The organism is Kitasatospora sp. cg17-2, assembly GCF_054031055.1.
This window is the reverse complement of sequence record NZ_CM132923.1, coordinates 8,404,910-8,419,470: the sequence shown is the minus strand read 5'-3', so window position 1 is coordinate 8,419,470 and position 14,561 is coordinate 8,404,910. Positions and strand designations below refer to the sequence as shown.

Sequence of the window (14,561 nt, the reverse complement as noted above, 5' to 3'; positions counted from 1 at the left end):
GGTCACCGGTGCTGGAACTCCGGGGGGCGCTTCTCGGCGAAGGCCGTCATGCCCTCCTTCTGGTCGGCGGTGGCGAAGGTGGCGTGGAAGAGGCGGCGTTCGAAGCGGACGCCCTCGGCGAGGGTGGTCTCCAGGGCGCGGTTGACGCTCTCCTTCATCATGATCGCGGCGGGGGCGGACATCGCGGCGATCGTCGTGGCGGTGGCGAGGGCCTCGTCGAGCAGCCGGTCGGCGGGGACGATCCGGGAGACCAGACCGGCCCGCTCGGCCTCCTCGGCGTCCATGGTCCGGCCGGTCAGGCAGAGTTCCATGGCCTTGGCCTTGCCGATCGCCCTGGTCAGCCGCTGCGATCCGCCGATGCCCGGGATCACGCCGAGCTTGATCTCCGGCTGGCCGAACTTCGCGGTGTCGGCGGCGATCAGGACGTCGCAGAGCATCGCCAACTCGCAGCCCCCGCCCAGCGCGTAGCCGGCCACGGCGGCGACGACGGGCTTGCGCAGGGCGCCGAAGCGGTCCCAGGCGGCGAACCAGTCGCCGAGGTAGGCGTCGACGAAGTCCAGGGACTGCATCTCCTTGATGTCGGCCCCGGCGGCGAAGGCCCGGTCGGAGCCGGTGACGACCACCGCGCCGACCGTCCGGTCCCGGTCGAACTCCTCGGCGGCCCCGACGACTTCGTTCATCAGCCGGGTGTTGAGGGCGTTCAGGGCCTTCGGCCGGTCCAGGGTGATCAGGCCCACCCGGTCGTGACGCTCGACCCGGATCGTCTCGTAGCTCATGCGGTGTTCTCCCGGAGGGTGGTGATGATGGCCGAGAAGTCCCGCCCGGCGCCTTCCCCCTGGGCGAAGGCGGTGAACAACTCGGAGGCCCGGCGGCCGAGTTCGGCGGGCACGGCGGAGGCGTCGGCGGCGTCGGCGGCCAGGCCGAGGTCCTTGGCCATCAGGGCGGCCGCGAAGCCCGCCGGATAGCCCCGGTTGGCGGGGCTGGCCGGGACGGGGCCGGGGACGGGACAGTTGCTGGTGAGCGCCCAGCACTGGCCGGAGGCCGTGGAGGCGACGTCGAAGAGGGCCTGGTGGCTCAGACCGAGGCTCTCACCGAGGACGAAGGCCTCGGCGACCGCGATCATCGAGACGCCGAGGATCATGTTGTTGCAGATCTTCGCGGCCTGCCCGGTGCCGGAGTCCCCGCAGTGCACCACCTTGCGACCCATCGCCGCCAGCACCGGTTCGGCGGCGGCGAAGTCCTCCGCCGCGCCGCCGACCATGAAGGTCAGGCTCGCCGCCTCGGCGCCCGGGACCCCGCCGGAGACCGGCGCGTCCAGGGCCCGGTGGCCGGAGGTCCGGGCGAGGTCCCGGGCCGCCCGGGCGTCCCCGACCGCGATCGTGGAGCAGTCGACGAACAGCGCGTCCACCGCCGAGACGGTCAACTCGCGGTACACCTGGAGGACATGGCGTCCGGTCGGGAGCATGGTGAGCACCAGCTCGGCGTCCGCGACCGCCTCGGCGGCCGAGGCGGCGATCCGTACGCCCTGGCCGGCCGCCCGCTCCCGGGCCTCCGGCGCCAGGTCGTGGCCGGTGACGGTGTGACCGGCCTCGACCAGGTTGGCGGCCATCGGGCCGCCCATGTTGCCGAGTCCGACGAATCCGATCCGGTGGGTCACCAGCGCTCCAGGGGGGTGAGGTCGGCGAGGCCGAGTTCCCGCTCGCCCAGCGGGGCGAACCAGCGGGCCACGGCGGCGGGGTCGACGGCGTCCAGCGTGGCCGGACTCCAGTGCGGGGTGCGGTCCTTGTCGATCACCTGGGCCCGGATGCCCTCGGCGAGGTCCGGGGTGGCGAGGGCCGCGCAGGAGCTGCGGTACTCCTGGTCGAGCACCGCCTCCAGCGGGCCCAGCTCCCGGGCCCGGCGGAGCGCGGCCAGCGTCGCCTTGACGGCCGTCGGCGCGTTGGCGGTGATCCGTTCGGCCGCCTCCTCGGCCTCCGGTTCGCCGCTGGCGCCGAGCCGTTCGAGGATCTCCTCGACGGTGTCGGCCGCGTAGCAGGTGTCGATCCACTCCCGCTGCCGCTCCAGCCGGCCGGGCGGCGGCTGTTCGACGTGCCGGGCGAGCGCCTCGTGGACGGTCGACTCGGCGAGGTCGTCGAGCAGGGCGGGCAGTCGCCCCGCCGGCACGAAGTGGTCGGCCAGGCCGCAGAGCAGCGCGTCCGCGGCGCCGGCCGAGCCGGCGGTCAGGGCCAGGTGGGTGCCCAGCTCGCCGGGCGCCAGCGCGAGCAGATAGGTGCCGCCGACGTCGGGGACGAAGCCGATGCCCGCCTCGGGCATGGCGATCCTGGTGCGCTCGGTGACGATCCGGACGCTGCCGTGGGCGGAGACCCCGACCCCGCCGCCCATCACGATGCCGTCCATCACCGCGACGTAGGGCTTGGGGTAGCGGGCGATCCTGGCGTTGAGGCGGTACTCGTCGCGCCAGAACTCCTCCACCTCGCGCGGGTCGCCGCCGGTCGCGGCGCGGTGGATGGCGACGATGTCGCCGCCGGCGCAGAAGGCCCGGTCGCCGGCCCCGGTCACGACGACGGTCGCGACCCGCGGGTCCTGCTCCCAGTCGTCCAGGGCGGCCGCGATCCGCCGCACCATCCCATGGGTGAGGGCGTTGAGGGCGGCGGGGCGGTTGAGCACGATCAGCCCCGCCCGCCCCTCGCGCTGGAGCAGGACCTCCGCGGTCCCGTTCCCGGTCCCGTTCGCGGTCACCTTCCCGTTCCCGTTCCCGGTCATCAGGCGGCCCCGGTCAGGCCGCGGGCGACGATGACACGCATGATCTCGTTGGTCCCTTCCAGGATCTGGTGCACCCGCAGGTCGCGGACGATCTTCTCGATGCCGTACTCGGCCAGGTAGCCGTAGCCGCCGTGCAGTTGGAGCGCCTGGTCGGCCACCTCGAAACCGGTGTCGGTGGCGTGCCGCTTGGCCATCGCGCACAGCTGCGGGGCGCGGGCGTCGCCGCGGTCCAGGGCGTCGGCGGCCCGCCACAGCAGGGCCCGGGCGGCCTCCAGTTCGGTGGCCATGTCGGCGAGGCGGAACTGCAGCGCCTGGGCGTGCAGCAGCCGGGCGCCGAAGGCCTCGCGTTCGGCGAGGTGGGCCACGGTGCGCTCCAGCGCGCTCTGGGCGCCGCCGAGCGAGCAGGCGGCGATGCCGAGGCGGCCGCCGTTGAGACCGCCCATGGCGATCCTGAAGCCCTCCCCCTCGGCGCCGAGCAGCCGGTCGGCGGGCAGCCGCACGCCGTCCAGCACCACCTGCCGGGTCGGCTGGGCGTTCCAGCCCATCTTGCGCTCGTTGGCGCCGAAGGACAGGCCCGGGTCGTCCCGGTCGACCAGGAAGGCCGAGATGCCCTTCGGGCCGGGCCCGCCGGTGCGCGCCATGACCAGGTAGACCTGGGCGCTGCCGGCGCCGGAGATGAACTGCTTCACGCCGTCGAGCACCCAGTGGCCGCCGTCGCGGACGGCCCGGGTGGTGAGCGCGGCGGCGTCGGAGCCGGCCCCGGGTTCGGTCAGGCAGTAGCTGGCGAGGTCCTCGGCCGTGCAGAGCCGGGGCAGCCAGCGGGCGCGCTGGGCGTCGTCGCCGTGGCGGTCGACCATCCAGGCGACCATGTTGTGGATGGAGAGGTAGGCGGCGATGGACGGGCAGCCGGTGGCGAGGGCCTCGAAGGCCACCGCGCCGTCGCGGCGGGTGAGACCGGAACCGCCGTTCTCCTCCCGGACGTAGACGCCGGCCAGGCCGAGTTCGCCGGCCTTGCGCAGCACGTCGACCGGGAAGTGCTTGGCGAGGTCCCACTCCACGGCGTTCGGGGCGAGGTGCTCGTCGGCGAAGGCCCTGGTGGTCTCCGCGATCGCGCGCTGGTCGTCGGTGAGATCGTGCACGGCGATCATCCCATCGTCGGCATGGTGAAGCTGGCGCCTTCCTTGACCCCGGAGGGCCAGCGCGAGGTCACCGTGCGGGTGCGGGTGTAGAAGCGGATCGAGTCCGGGCCGTGCTGGTTGAGGTCGCCGAAGCCGGAGCGCTTCCAGCCGCCGAAGGTGTGGTAGGCGATCGGCACCGGGATCGGCACATTGACGCCGACCATGCCGGTGTTGACCCGGCGGGTGAAGTCGCGGGCGGTGTCTCCGTCGCGGGTGTAGATGGCCACGCCGTTGCCGAACTCGTGCTCGCTGGGCAGGCGCAGGGCCTCCTCGTAGTCGGCCGCGCGGACCACGCTCAGCACCGGGCCGAAGATCTCCTCGCGGTGGATCCGCATCCCCGGCGTCACCCGGTCGAACAGCGAGGGGCCGAGGAAGAAGCCCTCCTCGTGGCCCTCCAGCCGGAAGTCGCGCCCGTCGACGACGAGTTCGGCGCCCTCCTCGACCCCGAGGTCCAGGTAGCCGCGGACCCGCTCCAGCGCGTCCCGGCCGACCAGCGGCCCGAAGTCCGAGGAGGGGTCGTCCGAGCGGCCGACCTTCAGCGCGCCGATCCGCTCGACCAGCTTGGCCACCAGCGCGTCGGCGGTCTCCTCACCGACCGGGACGGCCACCGAGATCGCCATGCAGCGCTCGCCGGCCGAGCCGTAGCCGGCGCCGACCAGTGCGTCCGCCGCCTGGTCGAGGTCGGCGTCGGGCATCACGATCATGTGGTTCTTGGCGCCGCCGAAGCACTGGGCGCGCTTGCCGTGGGCGGCCGCGGTCGCGTAGACGTACTGGGCGATCGGGGTGGAGCCGACGAAGCCGACCGCCTGCACCCGGGGGTCCTCCAGCAGGGTGTCGACGGCCTCCTTGCCGCCGTTCACCACGTTCAGCACGCCGGGCGGCAGTCCGGCCTCCAGGAACAGTTCGGCCAGCCGCAGCGGCACCGAGGGGTCGCGCTCGGAGGGCTTGAGGACGAAGGCGTTGCCGCAGGCCAGCGCGGGCGCGGCCTTCCAGAGCGGGATCATCGCCGGGAAGTTGAACGGGGTGATGCCGGCGACCACGCCGAGCGGCTGGCGCATCGAGTACACGTCGATACCGGTGCCGGCGTTGTCGGTGAACTCGCCCTTGAGCAGGTGCGGGATCCCGGCCGCGAACTCGACCACCTCCAGGCCGCGCTGGAGGTCGCCGTGGGCGTCGGCGACGGTCTTGCCGTGCTCGGCGGAGAGCAGCCGGGCGAGGGAGTCCCGCTCCTGCTCGACGAGTTGGAGGAAGCGCAGCAGCACCCGGGCCCGGCGCTGCGGGTTCCAGGCCGCCCACGCGGGCTGGGCCTGCGCCGCGTCGGCGATCACGGCCTCGACCTCGGCGCGGCTCGCCAGCGGCACCCGGGCCTGGACGCGCCCGGTGTTGGGGTCGTGGACGTCGCCGAAGCGGCCGGACGTCCCGGCGGTGCGCTTGCCGCCGACGAAATGGGTCAGTTCGGGGACGATCGACTCGGGGGCGGTCGGGTCGGGGAGCATTGATTCCTTCTCTCGTCAGGATGGGGAGAGGAGGAATGGAGGCCGCGCCGGTGCGCGGGCGCACGGTGGTGCGCCCGGCGGCAGGACGGCGGCGGCTGACGAACCGTCAGCGCGGGTTCACCCCGGGGCTCGTCGGCACGGCAGAGCCGGGGGCGATGGAACGGGAGCAGCCCGGATTCATGCGTGTCGTCTCCATCCTCGTGGAAAACACGGACCGTCCGCGGCCGGTATCCTGACTCCCGGATCGACGCGCGCCCCCGGGCCTTCCCGGCTGGCTGCCAGTGGCCGAACTCCTGCGAGGACGAACTCCCCGGTCACAGTGGCGGGACCGTGCCGGACTCACACCGGCTTCCCTGACACCGCGGACCTGTTCCGACCATATAGTTGGACGTCCTAGTAAGTCCAGAGCCCCTCGCCGTTCGGGCGCGTCGGAGCACGCACCACCGGGAACGCGCCGGGCCCCGGGGAGCACCCCGGGGCCCGGACGGCAGTCGACGCAACGTCAGACAGCCTCATCAGGAAGCGTCTTCATTCGGCGGCGTGGACCAGCTCGCCGCCGACGTAGGTGCGCAGCACCCGGGCCGACGCGATCTCCTCGGGCGGGCCGGTGAGGATGTCGCGGTCCAGGACGACCAGGTCGGCCAGCAGGCCGGGCGCGAGCACCCCGGCGTCGTCGAAACCGTTCACATGGGCGGTACCGGCCGTGTAGGCGGCGATCGCGGAGGCCAGGTCGAGCCGCTGCTCGGGCAGGAACACCCGGTCGTCCTCGGCCTCCGGCTCCCGCCGGTTGACCGCGACGTGCAGTCCGGCCAGCGGGTCCGGGCTGCTCACCGGCCAGTCGCTGCCCGCCGCCAGGGTGGCCCCGGCCCGCAGCAGCGCGCCGAACGGGTACTGCCAGGAGGCGCGCTCCGGGCCGAGGAAGGGGATGGTCAGCTCGTCCATCTGCGGCTCGTGCGCCGCCCACAGCGGCTGGATGTTGGCGATCGCGCCGAGCCGGGCGAACCGGGGCAGGTCGTCCGGGTGGACCACCTGGAGGTGGGCCAGGTGGTGGCGGGTGGCGCGCCGGCCGTTGGCGGTTCGGGCGGCCTCGACGGCGTCCAGCGCCTCGCGCACCGCCCGGTCGCCGAGCGCGTGGAAGTGCACCTGGAAGTCGAGCGCGTCGAGCGCGGTCACGTACTCGCGCAGGGCGAGCGGATCGACGAAGCTGAGGCCGGAGTTGGCGGTGGCGCAGCCGCAGCCGTCCAGGTAGGGGCTGGTCATCGCGGCGGTGAAGTTCTCCGCGATGCCGTCCTGCATGATCTTCACCGACCCGGCCCGGAACCGGCCGTGGGCCGACCCGGCCCGGCGCTCGACGAGTTCGGCGATCTGCTCGGCGCCCCGCTCGCGCTCCCACCAGAGCGCGCCGTTCACCCGCGCGGTCAGCGCGCCGGAACGCGCGGCGGTCAGATAGGCGTCGGACGGGTCCGGCTGGCCGTTGAACTCCCCGAGCAGCGCGTCCTGCCAGCCGGTGATGCCGAGCGAGTGCAGCAGCCGCTGCGCCCGCAGCAGCCCCTCCAGCCGGTCGGCGGCGGTGACCGGCGGCACCAGCCGGGCGACCAGGCCGGTGGCACCCTCCTGGAGCACTCCGCTCGGGGTGCCGTCGGCCTCGCGCTCGATCCGGCCGTCCGCCGGGTCGGGGGTGTCGCGGTCGACGCCGGCGAGTTCCAGCGCCCGGGTGTTGGCCCAGGCGCCGTGGTGGTCCCGGTTGGTGAGGTAGACCGGACGGTCCGGGACGACGGAGTCGAGCAGCTGCCGGGTCGGCAGTCCGCCCTCGAAGCTCTCCATCGACCAGCCGCTGCCGGTGATCCACTCCTGGTCGGGGTTGGCGTCGGCGTAGGCGCGGATCCGCTCCAGGTAGTCGGCCACGCCGACGGTGCCGGTGAGGTCGCAGACGGCCAGCTCGGTGCCGCCGAAGACGGCGTGGATGTGCGCGTCCTGGAAGCCCGGCAGCAGCAGCTTGCCGGTGAGGTCGACGACCTCGGTGTCCGGGCCGATCAGGTCCCGGACCTCGTCGTGGCCGACGGCGGTGATCCGTCCGCCGGTGACGGCCAGACCGGTCGCCCGGGTGCGGGCGGCGTCGCCGGTGTGCACGGGGCCGCGGGTGAAGACCAGATCGGCCTTGGTCATGGGTGGAACTCCGTTCTCGGGTGGTGCGGGTGTGCGGGTGTGCGGGTGTGCCGGCATGCGGGGTGCTTCGTGCGGTGTGCCCGGTACGGCGGGAGAGCACGGGCCCGGTGTGTGGGGGTGCACCGGACCCGCGCCGTCGGTCGTCCTCAGACCTTCTCGGGTGTACCCGCGGCCTCGCCGAGGAAGTACGCCGAGCGCCGCCGCCAGCGCGCCCAGGCCGCCGCCGGCAGCCCGGTGACGATCATCAGTACCACGACGGTGAGCTCGAACCAGCCGTTGTCGGCGGAGAGTTCGAAGTGGTCGGCGGAGTCGTAGAAGGTCCAGGTGAGGTAGCCGCCGACGACCAGCAGGACCGCCGCGCCGAGCAGCGGGCCGACCACCGCGCGCAGCCCCTCGACCAGGTCGGTGCGCAGCAGGTGGCGGAACCGGACGGCGGCCGCGACCGCGGTGAGCGCGTAGTAGAGGGCGACGATGATGCCGATCGCGTTGACGGCCGCCGAGATGAGGTCGTTGACGGTCGGGATGACGATCGAGCACAGCGCCAGCGCCACCGCGACCGCGGTGATCAGCAGGGTGCCGACCGCGGGCGTCCGGTGCTTGGGGTGCAGCTTGGTCCAGACCGGGCCGAGCACGCCGTCCCGGCCCATCGCGAACAGCCCGCGGGCGGTGGGGATCACCGAGGACTGCAGCGAGGCCACCGCGGAGAACATCAGCGCGATCAGCGGCAGCGCGGCCAGTGGCTGGTCGGCCAGCCGGGCGCCGAAGTAGGTGAGGCCGTGGGCGCCGTTGTCCGCCAGCTCGTCCAGCGGCAGCACCCGCTGGAAGGCCGTGCCGGCGAGCAGGAACAGCAGCAGCATCACGACCAGGGCGAGGGTGCCGGCCCGGGAGGCGTCCCGGGGGTCGTGGACCTCCTCGCCGACGCTGAACACCGACTCGAAGCCCCAGTAGCAGAACACCGCGAGCACCATGCCCTGGGCCAGCGCGTCGAAGGAGGGGATCGCGAGCGGGTTGAACCAGTCGAGCGAGAACGGCTGGTCGCCGGCGAACAGCCCGTAGCCGCAGAAGCCGAGCAGGACGGCGTACTCGAACACCAGCAGCGCCTTCTGCAGCCGCGCCGCCAGGCCGAGCCCGCGCACCGCGACCAGCGCGGCGGCGACCAGGACGACCAGGCCGATCAGGGTGCACTGCACGGTGGAGTCGGCGTCCAGCCGCAGCCCGGCGACGCTGCGCAGGTGCGCCTCGTCGAGGAGCTGGACGATCGAGGAGCCGGTCACGGTCGTGGTGTAGGCCATGAACACGACGGTGCCGACGGTGTTCACCCAGCCGGTGAGGAAGCCGAGCCAGGGGTTGAGCGTGCGCCCCACCCAGCTGTAGCTGCTTCCGGCGTCCGGCTCCGAGCGGTTCAGCCGCCCGTAGCCGCCGGCGATGGCCAGCACGGGGAGGAACGCCAGCAGCATGATCGCGGGGAGGTGGAGCCCGACGACGCCGGCCATCAGGCCGAGACCGATGCCGATACTGCTGGTCGCGGCGGTACTGGAGGCGGCGATCGCCGCCCCGTCGAGAAGGCCCAGGGAGCGGGGCATGGAGTCCTGGGGGCCGCTGCTGTCCGCTCTCGGACCGCTGCCCATGACCTTCGCCGTCGATGCCAAGGGATCACCGCCTTGCTGGTGGGGGGGTGTGGGGGTGGGGGTGAAGTGCGAGCCATGAAACCGGCGGCTTCGAGACACGTCAATGCTGTTGTCATAAGGATGCCCGCAGGCCCGGCACCGCTGACGCCGTACCGAGCGCTCGGCGGCGAACGCTCCGCACCGCGCGCGGGCGCGCCGCCGGGGGCGCCCGGAACGCCGACCGGACGCCCTTTCCCCGCCACCGCACCCGCCGTACGGTCACAACCGGCCGACCGTCCGGCCCGCCGCTCCCCGACCAAGGAGGGCCCGTGGAACCCCGCTGCCCGTTCACCCACGTCCTCGACCCGCACGCCGCCGACCTGCACGCCGAGGCCGCCCACCTGCGCACCCACGCCCCGGCCGTCCGGGTCGAACTCCCCGGCAAGGTCCTCGCCTGGTCGGTGACCCGCGCCGAGGTCGCCCGCCGGCTCCTCGCCGACCACCGGCTCGCCAAGAACGCCCGCCGCCACTGGCCGGAGTGGATCGACGGCCGGGTCGGCCCGGACTGGCCGCTGGCCAGCTGGGTCGCGGTGGAGAGCATGTTCACCAGCGACGGCGAGGACCACCACCGGCTGCGCACCCTGACCGCCCCCGCCGGGTGGAGGCCCTGCGGCCCCGGGTCCGCGCGATCGTCGCCGCGCTGCTCGACGGGCTGCGCGACACCGCGCCCGGCGCGCCGGTCGACCTGCACACCCGGCTCTCCTACCCGCTGCCGACCACCCTGATCTGCGACCTCTTCGGCGTCCCCGAGGAGCAGCGCCCCGAGGTGCGGCGGGTGGTGGACGGCGCCCTGGAGACCGGCGCCACCCCCGAGCGGGCCGAGGCCCTCCTCGACGACCTGTTCGCCGCGATGGCGCGCCTGGTGGCGACCAAGCGGGAGACGCCCGGCGACGACATGACCAGCGAGCTGATCGCGACCCGGGACGCCGCCGGCAGCCGGCTGAGCGAGCAGGAGCTGGTGTCCACCCTGATCCTGATGATCGGCGCCGGCTCCGAGACCGCCGTCAACCTGATCGACCACACCGCGGCGCTGCTGCTCACCCACCCCGAACAGCTCGCGCTGGTCCGGAACGGCTCGGCGACCTGGCGGGACTCCATCGAGGAGGCGCTGCGCCTCGAAGCGCCGGTGATGCACCTCCCGCTGCACTTCGCCGCCGAGGACATCGACCTCGGCGAGGGCGTGCTGATCCGCACCGGCGAACCGGTCCTGATCGCGTACGGGGCGAGCGGTCGGGACCCGGAGCTGCACCCCGACCGGCCGGACGCCTTCGACCTCACCCGGCCCGACAAGGCCAACCTCGCCTTCGGGTTCGGACGCCACTACTGCCTGGGCGCCGCGCTCGGCGTGCTGGAGGCGGAGGAGGCCCTGACCGCGCTGTTCGGGAGGTACCCCGAGGTGGAGCTCGCGGTGCCGGCGGAGGAGCTGCGGCGCCAGGAGTCCTTCATCGTGAACGCGCTGAGCGCCCTGCCGGTGCGCCTCTCCCCCGCGTCCTGACCGGGCGGCCGCCACCGTCGGCAGGACGGGCGGAGCGCCGGACCGGGCCGACTGTCGGAGGCGGCCGCTACCGTACGGCCATGGACGAGAACCGCGCCGCCACCGTACGCCTGGAGCCCTGGTCCGAGGGCGACGCCGAGCTGCTGCGCGCCCTCAACGCGCCGGAGCTGATGACCCACCTCGGCGGCCCGGAGTCCGAGGAGGCGCTCGCCCGCCGCCACCGCCGGTACGTCGACCTGACGGCCGACGGCACCCGCGCGGGGCGGATGTTCCGGATCGTGCTGCTGCCGACGGGGTCGGCGGGGGCGGCCGGGGCGGCGGAGGCGACGGCCGGGGCCATCGGCTTCTGGGACCGCGAGTGGGCCGGGGAGCAGGTGTACGAGACGGGCTGGGCCGTGCTGTCGGCCTTCCAGGGCCGGGGCGTGGCCAGGGCCGCGGCCCGCGCGGTGGCGGAGCGGGCCCGGGCCGAGGGCCTGCACCGCCACCTGCACGCCTTCCCCTCGGTGGACCACCCGGCGTCGAACGCGGTCTGCCGGGCGGCGGGCTTCGAACTCCTGGGGCCGCAGGACTTCGAGTACCCGCCCGGCCACCCGATCCGCTGCAACGACTGGAGGCTCGACCTGGAGCGCTTCTGACCGCGGTGGGTTCGGCCGCGACAGGTCCGGCCGCGACGGATCCGTCCGAGGCGGGTTCAGCCGAGGCGGAGGTTCCAGCGGCCGGCCCGACCGGTCAGTTCGACCACCGCCAGCGGGGGCACGTCCAGGCGCCGGAAGGCCTGGTCCGGGACGCCGAGCGCGTGCACGGCCGCCGCCCGGACGGTGTCCGGCTCGGCCACCACCAGGACCCGGCCGGTGAGCCCGGCCGCCGTCCCGTCCAGCCATCCGGCGGTCCGGGCGCACAACTGCCGCACCGACTCGCCGCCGTGCGGCGCCGCGGCCGGATCGGCGAGCCAGGCCATCAGCGCCTCGGGCTCCTCGGCCGCCACCTCGTCGAGGGTCCGCCCCCGCCAGCGCCCGGCGGCGCAGCCGCGCAGCGCGGGCTCGGCGACCGCGTCGGCGAGGCCGAGCTCCTCGGCCGTGCGGCGGCAGCGGGCCGAGGGCGAGACGAAGCGGTGGGACGCCACCGGGAGGTCCGGCCGGAGGGCGCGGGCGGCGCGCACCCCGGCCTCGTCCAGCGCGTCACCGTCGGCCACCGCTCCAGCGTCCGCCGCGCCGTCGCCCACCGCGCCGCCGTCCACCACGCCGCCGTTCGCCGCCCCGACCCCGTACGCGGAGGCTTCGTCGGCGAACCGTGCCTGCCGCAGTTCGGGTCCGATCGCCGGGGAGACGAAGATCACCCGTACCGTCACGTGTTTTCCCCCTTCGTACACCTGTCACCCTTGGGGGCTCTCGGAGCGCCGTGCTCCGTGCCCTCCCGGCGCGCGAATCCGCAGGTCGCGCCACGACAACGATTCCGTGAGCGCCCTTGGCGCCGTCGGCGCAGGGCGCTACGGTCTCCCCCGACAACTGAAGACGACGGCGAGACGGAAGTCCGGTGTGAATCCGGCACGGTCGCGCCACTGTATGCCGGACCAGGCCACCTCACGCAACGGCGGGGCCCGGCAAGTCAGACCCGATGGCCGTCGTCCGAGCTCCACCGAACGGGACGCGTGTTTCCCCCAGGAGGTCCTGCCATGGCCCAGTCCGTCCTCTCCCCCAGCCTGCCCTCGGCCGGCTCCGCCCCCGCATCGCTGCCGATCCGCGCGATCCTGCCCTGGGCGCTGTTCCTCGGCACCCTGATGCTGGTCCTGCTCTACTTCGTCGGCGCCGAGCAGGGCGCCACCTCGGTCTTCTCCGGTGCGACGGTGCACGAATGGGTGCACGACGGTCGGCACCTGCTCGGCTTCCCCTGCCACTGATCCCGGAGAACACGCACCGATGAACAACTCCGCAACCATGCCGTCCGGCACCGTGGGCAGACTCCTGCTGCGCGGTCTGCTGGCCGGTCTGATCGCCGGGCTGGTGGCCTTCGTCTTCGCCTACACCGTCGGCGAGGGCCCCGTCTCGGACTCCATCGCGCAGGAGCAGGCGCACTCCGCCCCGGCCGGGCACCACGACCACGGCGGCGGCGCCGCGGCCGCGGCCGGCACCGGGGACGCGGCCGCGCACGAGCACGAGGCCGCCGACGCCGGGGGTGAGGAGGAGGAACTGGTCAGCCGGGACCTCCAGTCCACCGCCGGTCTCGCCACCGGTGTGCTGGTGTACGGCGTCGCGGTCGGCGGGATCGCCGCGCTGGCGTTCTGCTTCGCCCTCGGCCGGGTCGGCCGGTTCGGCCCCCGGGCCACCGCCGCGCTGGTCGCGGGCGCGGCCTTCGTCACCGTCTACTTCGTGCCGTTCCTCAAGTACCCGGCGAACCCGCCGGCGGTCGGCAATCCGGACACCATCGGGAAGCGCACCGCGCTGTTCTTCCTGATGATCGCGCTCAGCGTGCTGATCGGCGTCGCCGCGGTGATCCTCGGCAAGCGCCTGGCCCCGCGCCTGGGCACCTGGAACGCCACCGTCGCGGCCGGCCTCGGCTACGCCGTGGTGATGGCCGTGCTGGCCTTCGTCCTGCCGCCCAACGACGACGCGATCCCGGACGGTTTCCCGGCCGCGCTGCTGTGGGACTTCCGGCTCGCCTCGATCGGCCTCCAGGTGGTGCTGTGGACGGGGTTCGCCCTGCTCTTCGGCACCCTGGCCGACCGGGCCCTCGCCCCGGCGGCCCCGGCCGCCGAGCGCGCACCGGTCGCCGCCCCGGCGGTCTGACCGGCCCTCACCGGACCGCACCGCACCGCACCGCTCTGCACCGAAGCACTCCGCTCCGAACCGCACAGCACAGCACCGCACCACGACTCGACCCCGCCGAAGGCGCGCCGGCGGGGTCTCGTGGTGCTGCGGCGGAGTCCTCCGGCCGTCGGGTCGGACCGTCGTCGGGTCAGACCGTCGTCGGGTCAGACCGTCGTCGCCTCGGCCTGCTCCACCGCCTCGTGCCCCGCCGCCGCCTGCCCCGCCACTGCCCGCTCCGCACCGGCGGCCGCGCCCCGGGCCCGGGCCCGCTTGGCGTAGGCGATCGTCCAGGTGACCAGCAGCGCCGTCACACCCAGCGACAGCACCGTGTTCAGCGCCTGCATCGCGTCGGTGTCGAGCACGTACGAGAGCCCGACCCGCAGCCCGGCCTCCAGCAGATAGGCCACGCCCCAGCCGACGGTCAGATTGCGCTGGACCCGCCGGAACCCCGGCAGCGCCCAGAACCCCTCCCAGCGCTCCAGCGACGAGGCCGAGCCGTCGGTGGCGAACTTGCGGCCGAAGTAGAACATCAGCGGCCGGGGCGCGGCCAGGCTGGCCAGGCAGATCACTCCGAACAGGCCCGTGATCACCGAGTCCTTCACCAGCAGGAAGTGCGCGTCGGCCGGCCCGGCCAGGGTGACCGCGACGGTCAGCCCCAGGAACAGCAGCGACACCGCCGCGAACTCGTCCACCCGCCGCTGCCACGCCAGGTAGACGCCCAGATCGACGGCGGGCCAGACGGCCGAGATCACCAGCGCGGTGAACTCACCGTAACCGTGGCCGGTGAGCTGGTTGTAGGTGATGATCGGCGCGACGACGTTCAGGCCGATGGTGAGCGCCCAGCCGAGTGCGTTCGCACCGCCGCGCTCCTTCGTTGCCTCGGACGGCAAGGTTTCCCCCGATGATCTTGATGATGGGCGGAGGGACTCTAGCGGATCCCCCGTCGGGCCCGCTACGGCTCGCACACCCGGCCCGACAGGTCGTCGGCGACC

15 protein-coding genes and 1 riboswitch are annotated in these 14,561 nt (G+C 74.0%); of the genes, 6 read left to right on the top strand and 9 right to left on the bottom strand.

Going from position 1 to position 14,561, the window contains the following annotated elements; all coding sequences use genetic code 11:
* Positions 1-2 precede the first annotated feature (2 nt).
* The 5 genes from ACW14Y_RS35360 to ACW14Y_RS35340 are packed head-to-tail and all read right to left on the bottom strand — an operon-like array spanning position 3 to position 5,437.
* Positions 3-776 (bottom strand): enoyl-CoA hydratase, encoded by a 774-nt coding sequence (locus ACW14Y_RS35360; protein WP_380387889.1) that lies wholly within the window; start codon positions 774-776, stop codon positions 3-5.
* Positions 773-1,657 carry a 3-hydroxyisobutyrate dehydrogenase gene (gene mmsB / locus ACW14Y_RS35355; RefSeq protein WP_456984781.1) on the bottom strand — a complete coding sequence of 295 codons (885 nt, stop codon included), beginning with the start codon at positions 1,655-1,657 and terminating at the stop codon, positions 773-775. Before mmsB ends, ACW14Y_RS35360 begins: the two co-directional genes overlap by 4 nt.
* Entirely contained in the window at positions 1,654-2,763 is a 1,110-nt protein-coding gene (locus ACW14Y_RS35350) for an enoyl-CoA hydratase/isomerase family protein (RefSeq protein WP_456984780.1), read from the bottom strand. The genes mmsB and ACW14Y_RS35350 overlap by 4 nt, the downstream gene beginning before the upstream one ends.
* Positions 2,763-3,911, bottom strand: coding sequence for an acyl-CoA dehydrogenase family protein (locus tag ACW14Y_RS35345; RefSeq protein ID WP_380387897.1), 1,149 nt, complete (start codon positions 3,909-3,911; stop codon positions 2,763-2,765). The genes ACW14Y_RS35350 and ACW14Y_RS35345 overlap by 1 nt, the downstream gene beginning before the upstream one ends.
* Positions 3,908-5,437 (bottom strand): CoA-acylating methylmalonate-semialdehyde dehydrogenase, encoded by a 1,530-nt coding sequence (locus ACW14Y_RS35340; protein ID WP_380387900.1) that lies wholly within the window; start codon positions 5,435-5,437, stop codon positions 3,908-3,910. Before ACW14Y_RS35340 ends, ACW14Y_RS35345 begins: the two co-directional genes overlap by 4 nt.
* A gap of 35 nt (positions 5,438-5,472) precedes the next feature.
* Between ACW14Y_RS35340 and ACW14Y_RS35335 the strand changes: the two genes are divergently transcribed.
* Positions 5,473-5,673: a hypothetical protein gene (locus ACW14Y_RS35335; protein WP_456984779.1), complete on the top strand. Its 201-nt coding sequence runs from the start codon at positions 5,473-5,475 to the stop codon at positions 5,671-5,673.
* Positions 5,643-5,833, bottom strand: a riboswitch (cobalamin riboswitch). Its footprint overlaps the gene before it by 31 nt.
* Positions 5,834-5,965: 132 nt before the next feature.
* On the opposite strand, the gene ACW14Y_RS35330 is transcribed toward ACW14Y_RS35335, so the two are convergent.
* Both ACW14Y_RS35330 and ACW14Y_RS35325 read right to left on the bottom strand, forming a co-directional pair.
* Positions 5,966-7,603, bottom strand: coding sequence for an amidohydrolase (locus tag ACW14Y_RS35330; protein WP_380435548.1), 1,638 nt, complete (start codon positions 7,601-7,603; stop codon positions 5,966-5,968).
* 146 nt (positions 7,604-7,749) lie between these two features.
* Positions 7,750-9,186: an APC family permease gene (locus ACW14Y_RS35325; protein WP_380300233.1), complete on the bottom strand. Its 1,437-nt coding sequence runs from the start codon at positions 9,184-9,186 to the stop codon at positions 7,750-7,752.
* Between the two features lie 353 nt (positions 9,187-9,539).
* On the opposite strand from ACW14Y_RS35325, the gene ACW14Y_RS35320 reads away from it, so the two are divergent.
* From ACW14Y_RS35320 to ACW14Y_RS35310, 3 genes are all read left to right on the top strand, one after another.
* Positions 9,540-9,995 (top strand): hypothetical protein, encoded by a 456-nt coding sequence (locus tag ACW14Y_RS35320; protein WP_456984778.1) that lies wholly within the window; start codon positions 9,540-9,542, stop codon positions 9,993-9,995.
* Complete coding sequence (locus ACW14Y_RS35315; protein ID WP_456988337.1) at positions 9,878-10,765, top strand: cytochrome P450; 888 nt, start codon at positions 9,878-9,880, stop codon at positions 10,763-10,765. The genes ACW14Y_RS35320 and ACW14Y_RS35315 overlap by 118 nt, the downstream gene beginning before the upstream one ends.
* Before the next feature lie 80 nt (positions 10,766-10,845).
* Positions 10,846-11,400, top strand: coding sequence for a GNAT family N-acetyltransferase (locus ACW14Y_RS35310; RefSeq protein WP_456984777.1), 555 nt, complete (start codon positions 10,846-10,848; stop codon positions 11,398-11,400).
* 56 nt (positions 11,401-11,456) lie between these two features.
* Here ACW14Y_RS35310 and ACW14Y_RS35305 read toward each other — a convergent pair whose 3' ends face one another.
* Positions 11,457-12,113: a histidine phosphatase family protein gene (locus ACW14Y_RS35305; protein WP_456984776.1), complete on the bottom strand. Its 657-nt coding sequence runs from the start codon at positions 12,111-12,113 to the stop codon at positions 11,457-11,459.
* A gap of 324 nt (positions 12,114-12,437) precedes the next feature.
* Between ACW14Y_RS35305 and ACW14Y_RS35300 the strand changes: the two genes are divergently transcribed.
* Complete coding sequence (locus ACW14Y_RS35300) at positions 12,438-12,662, top strand: CbtB domain-containing protein (RefSeq protein WP_030394041.1); 225 nt, start codon at positions 12,438-12,440, stop codon at positions 12,660-12,662.
* A gap of 37 nt (positions 12,663-12,699) precedes the next feature.
* Positions 12,700-13,548: a CbtA family protein gene (locus ACW14Y_RS35295; RefSeq protein ID WP_402722795.1), complete on the top strand. Its 849-nt coding sequence runs from the start codon at positions 12,700-12,702 to the stop codon at positions 13,546-13,548.
* Positions 13,549-13,733: 185 nt separating this feature from the next.
* Here the strand turns inward: ACW14Y_RS35295 and ACW14Y_RS35290 are convergent, their stop codons facing one another.
* Complete coding sequence (locus tag ACW14Y_RS35290; protein ID WP_456984775.1) at positions 13,734-14,459, bottom strand: VC0807 family protein; 726 nt, start codon at positions 14,457-14,459, stop codon at positions 13,734-13,736.
* Positions 14,460-14,561: the final 102 nt, after the last annotated feature.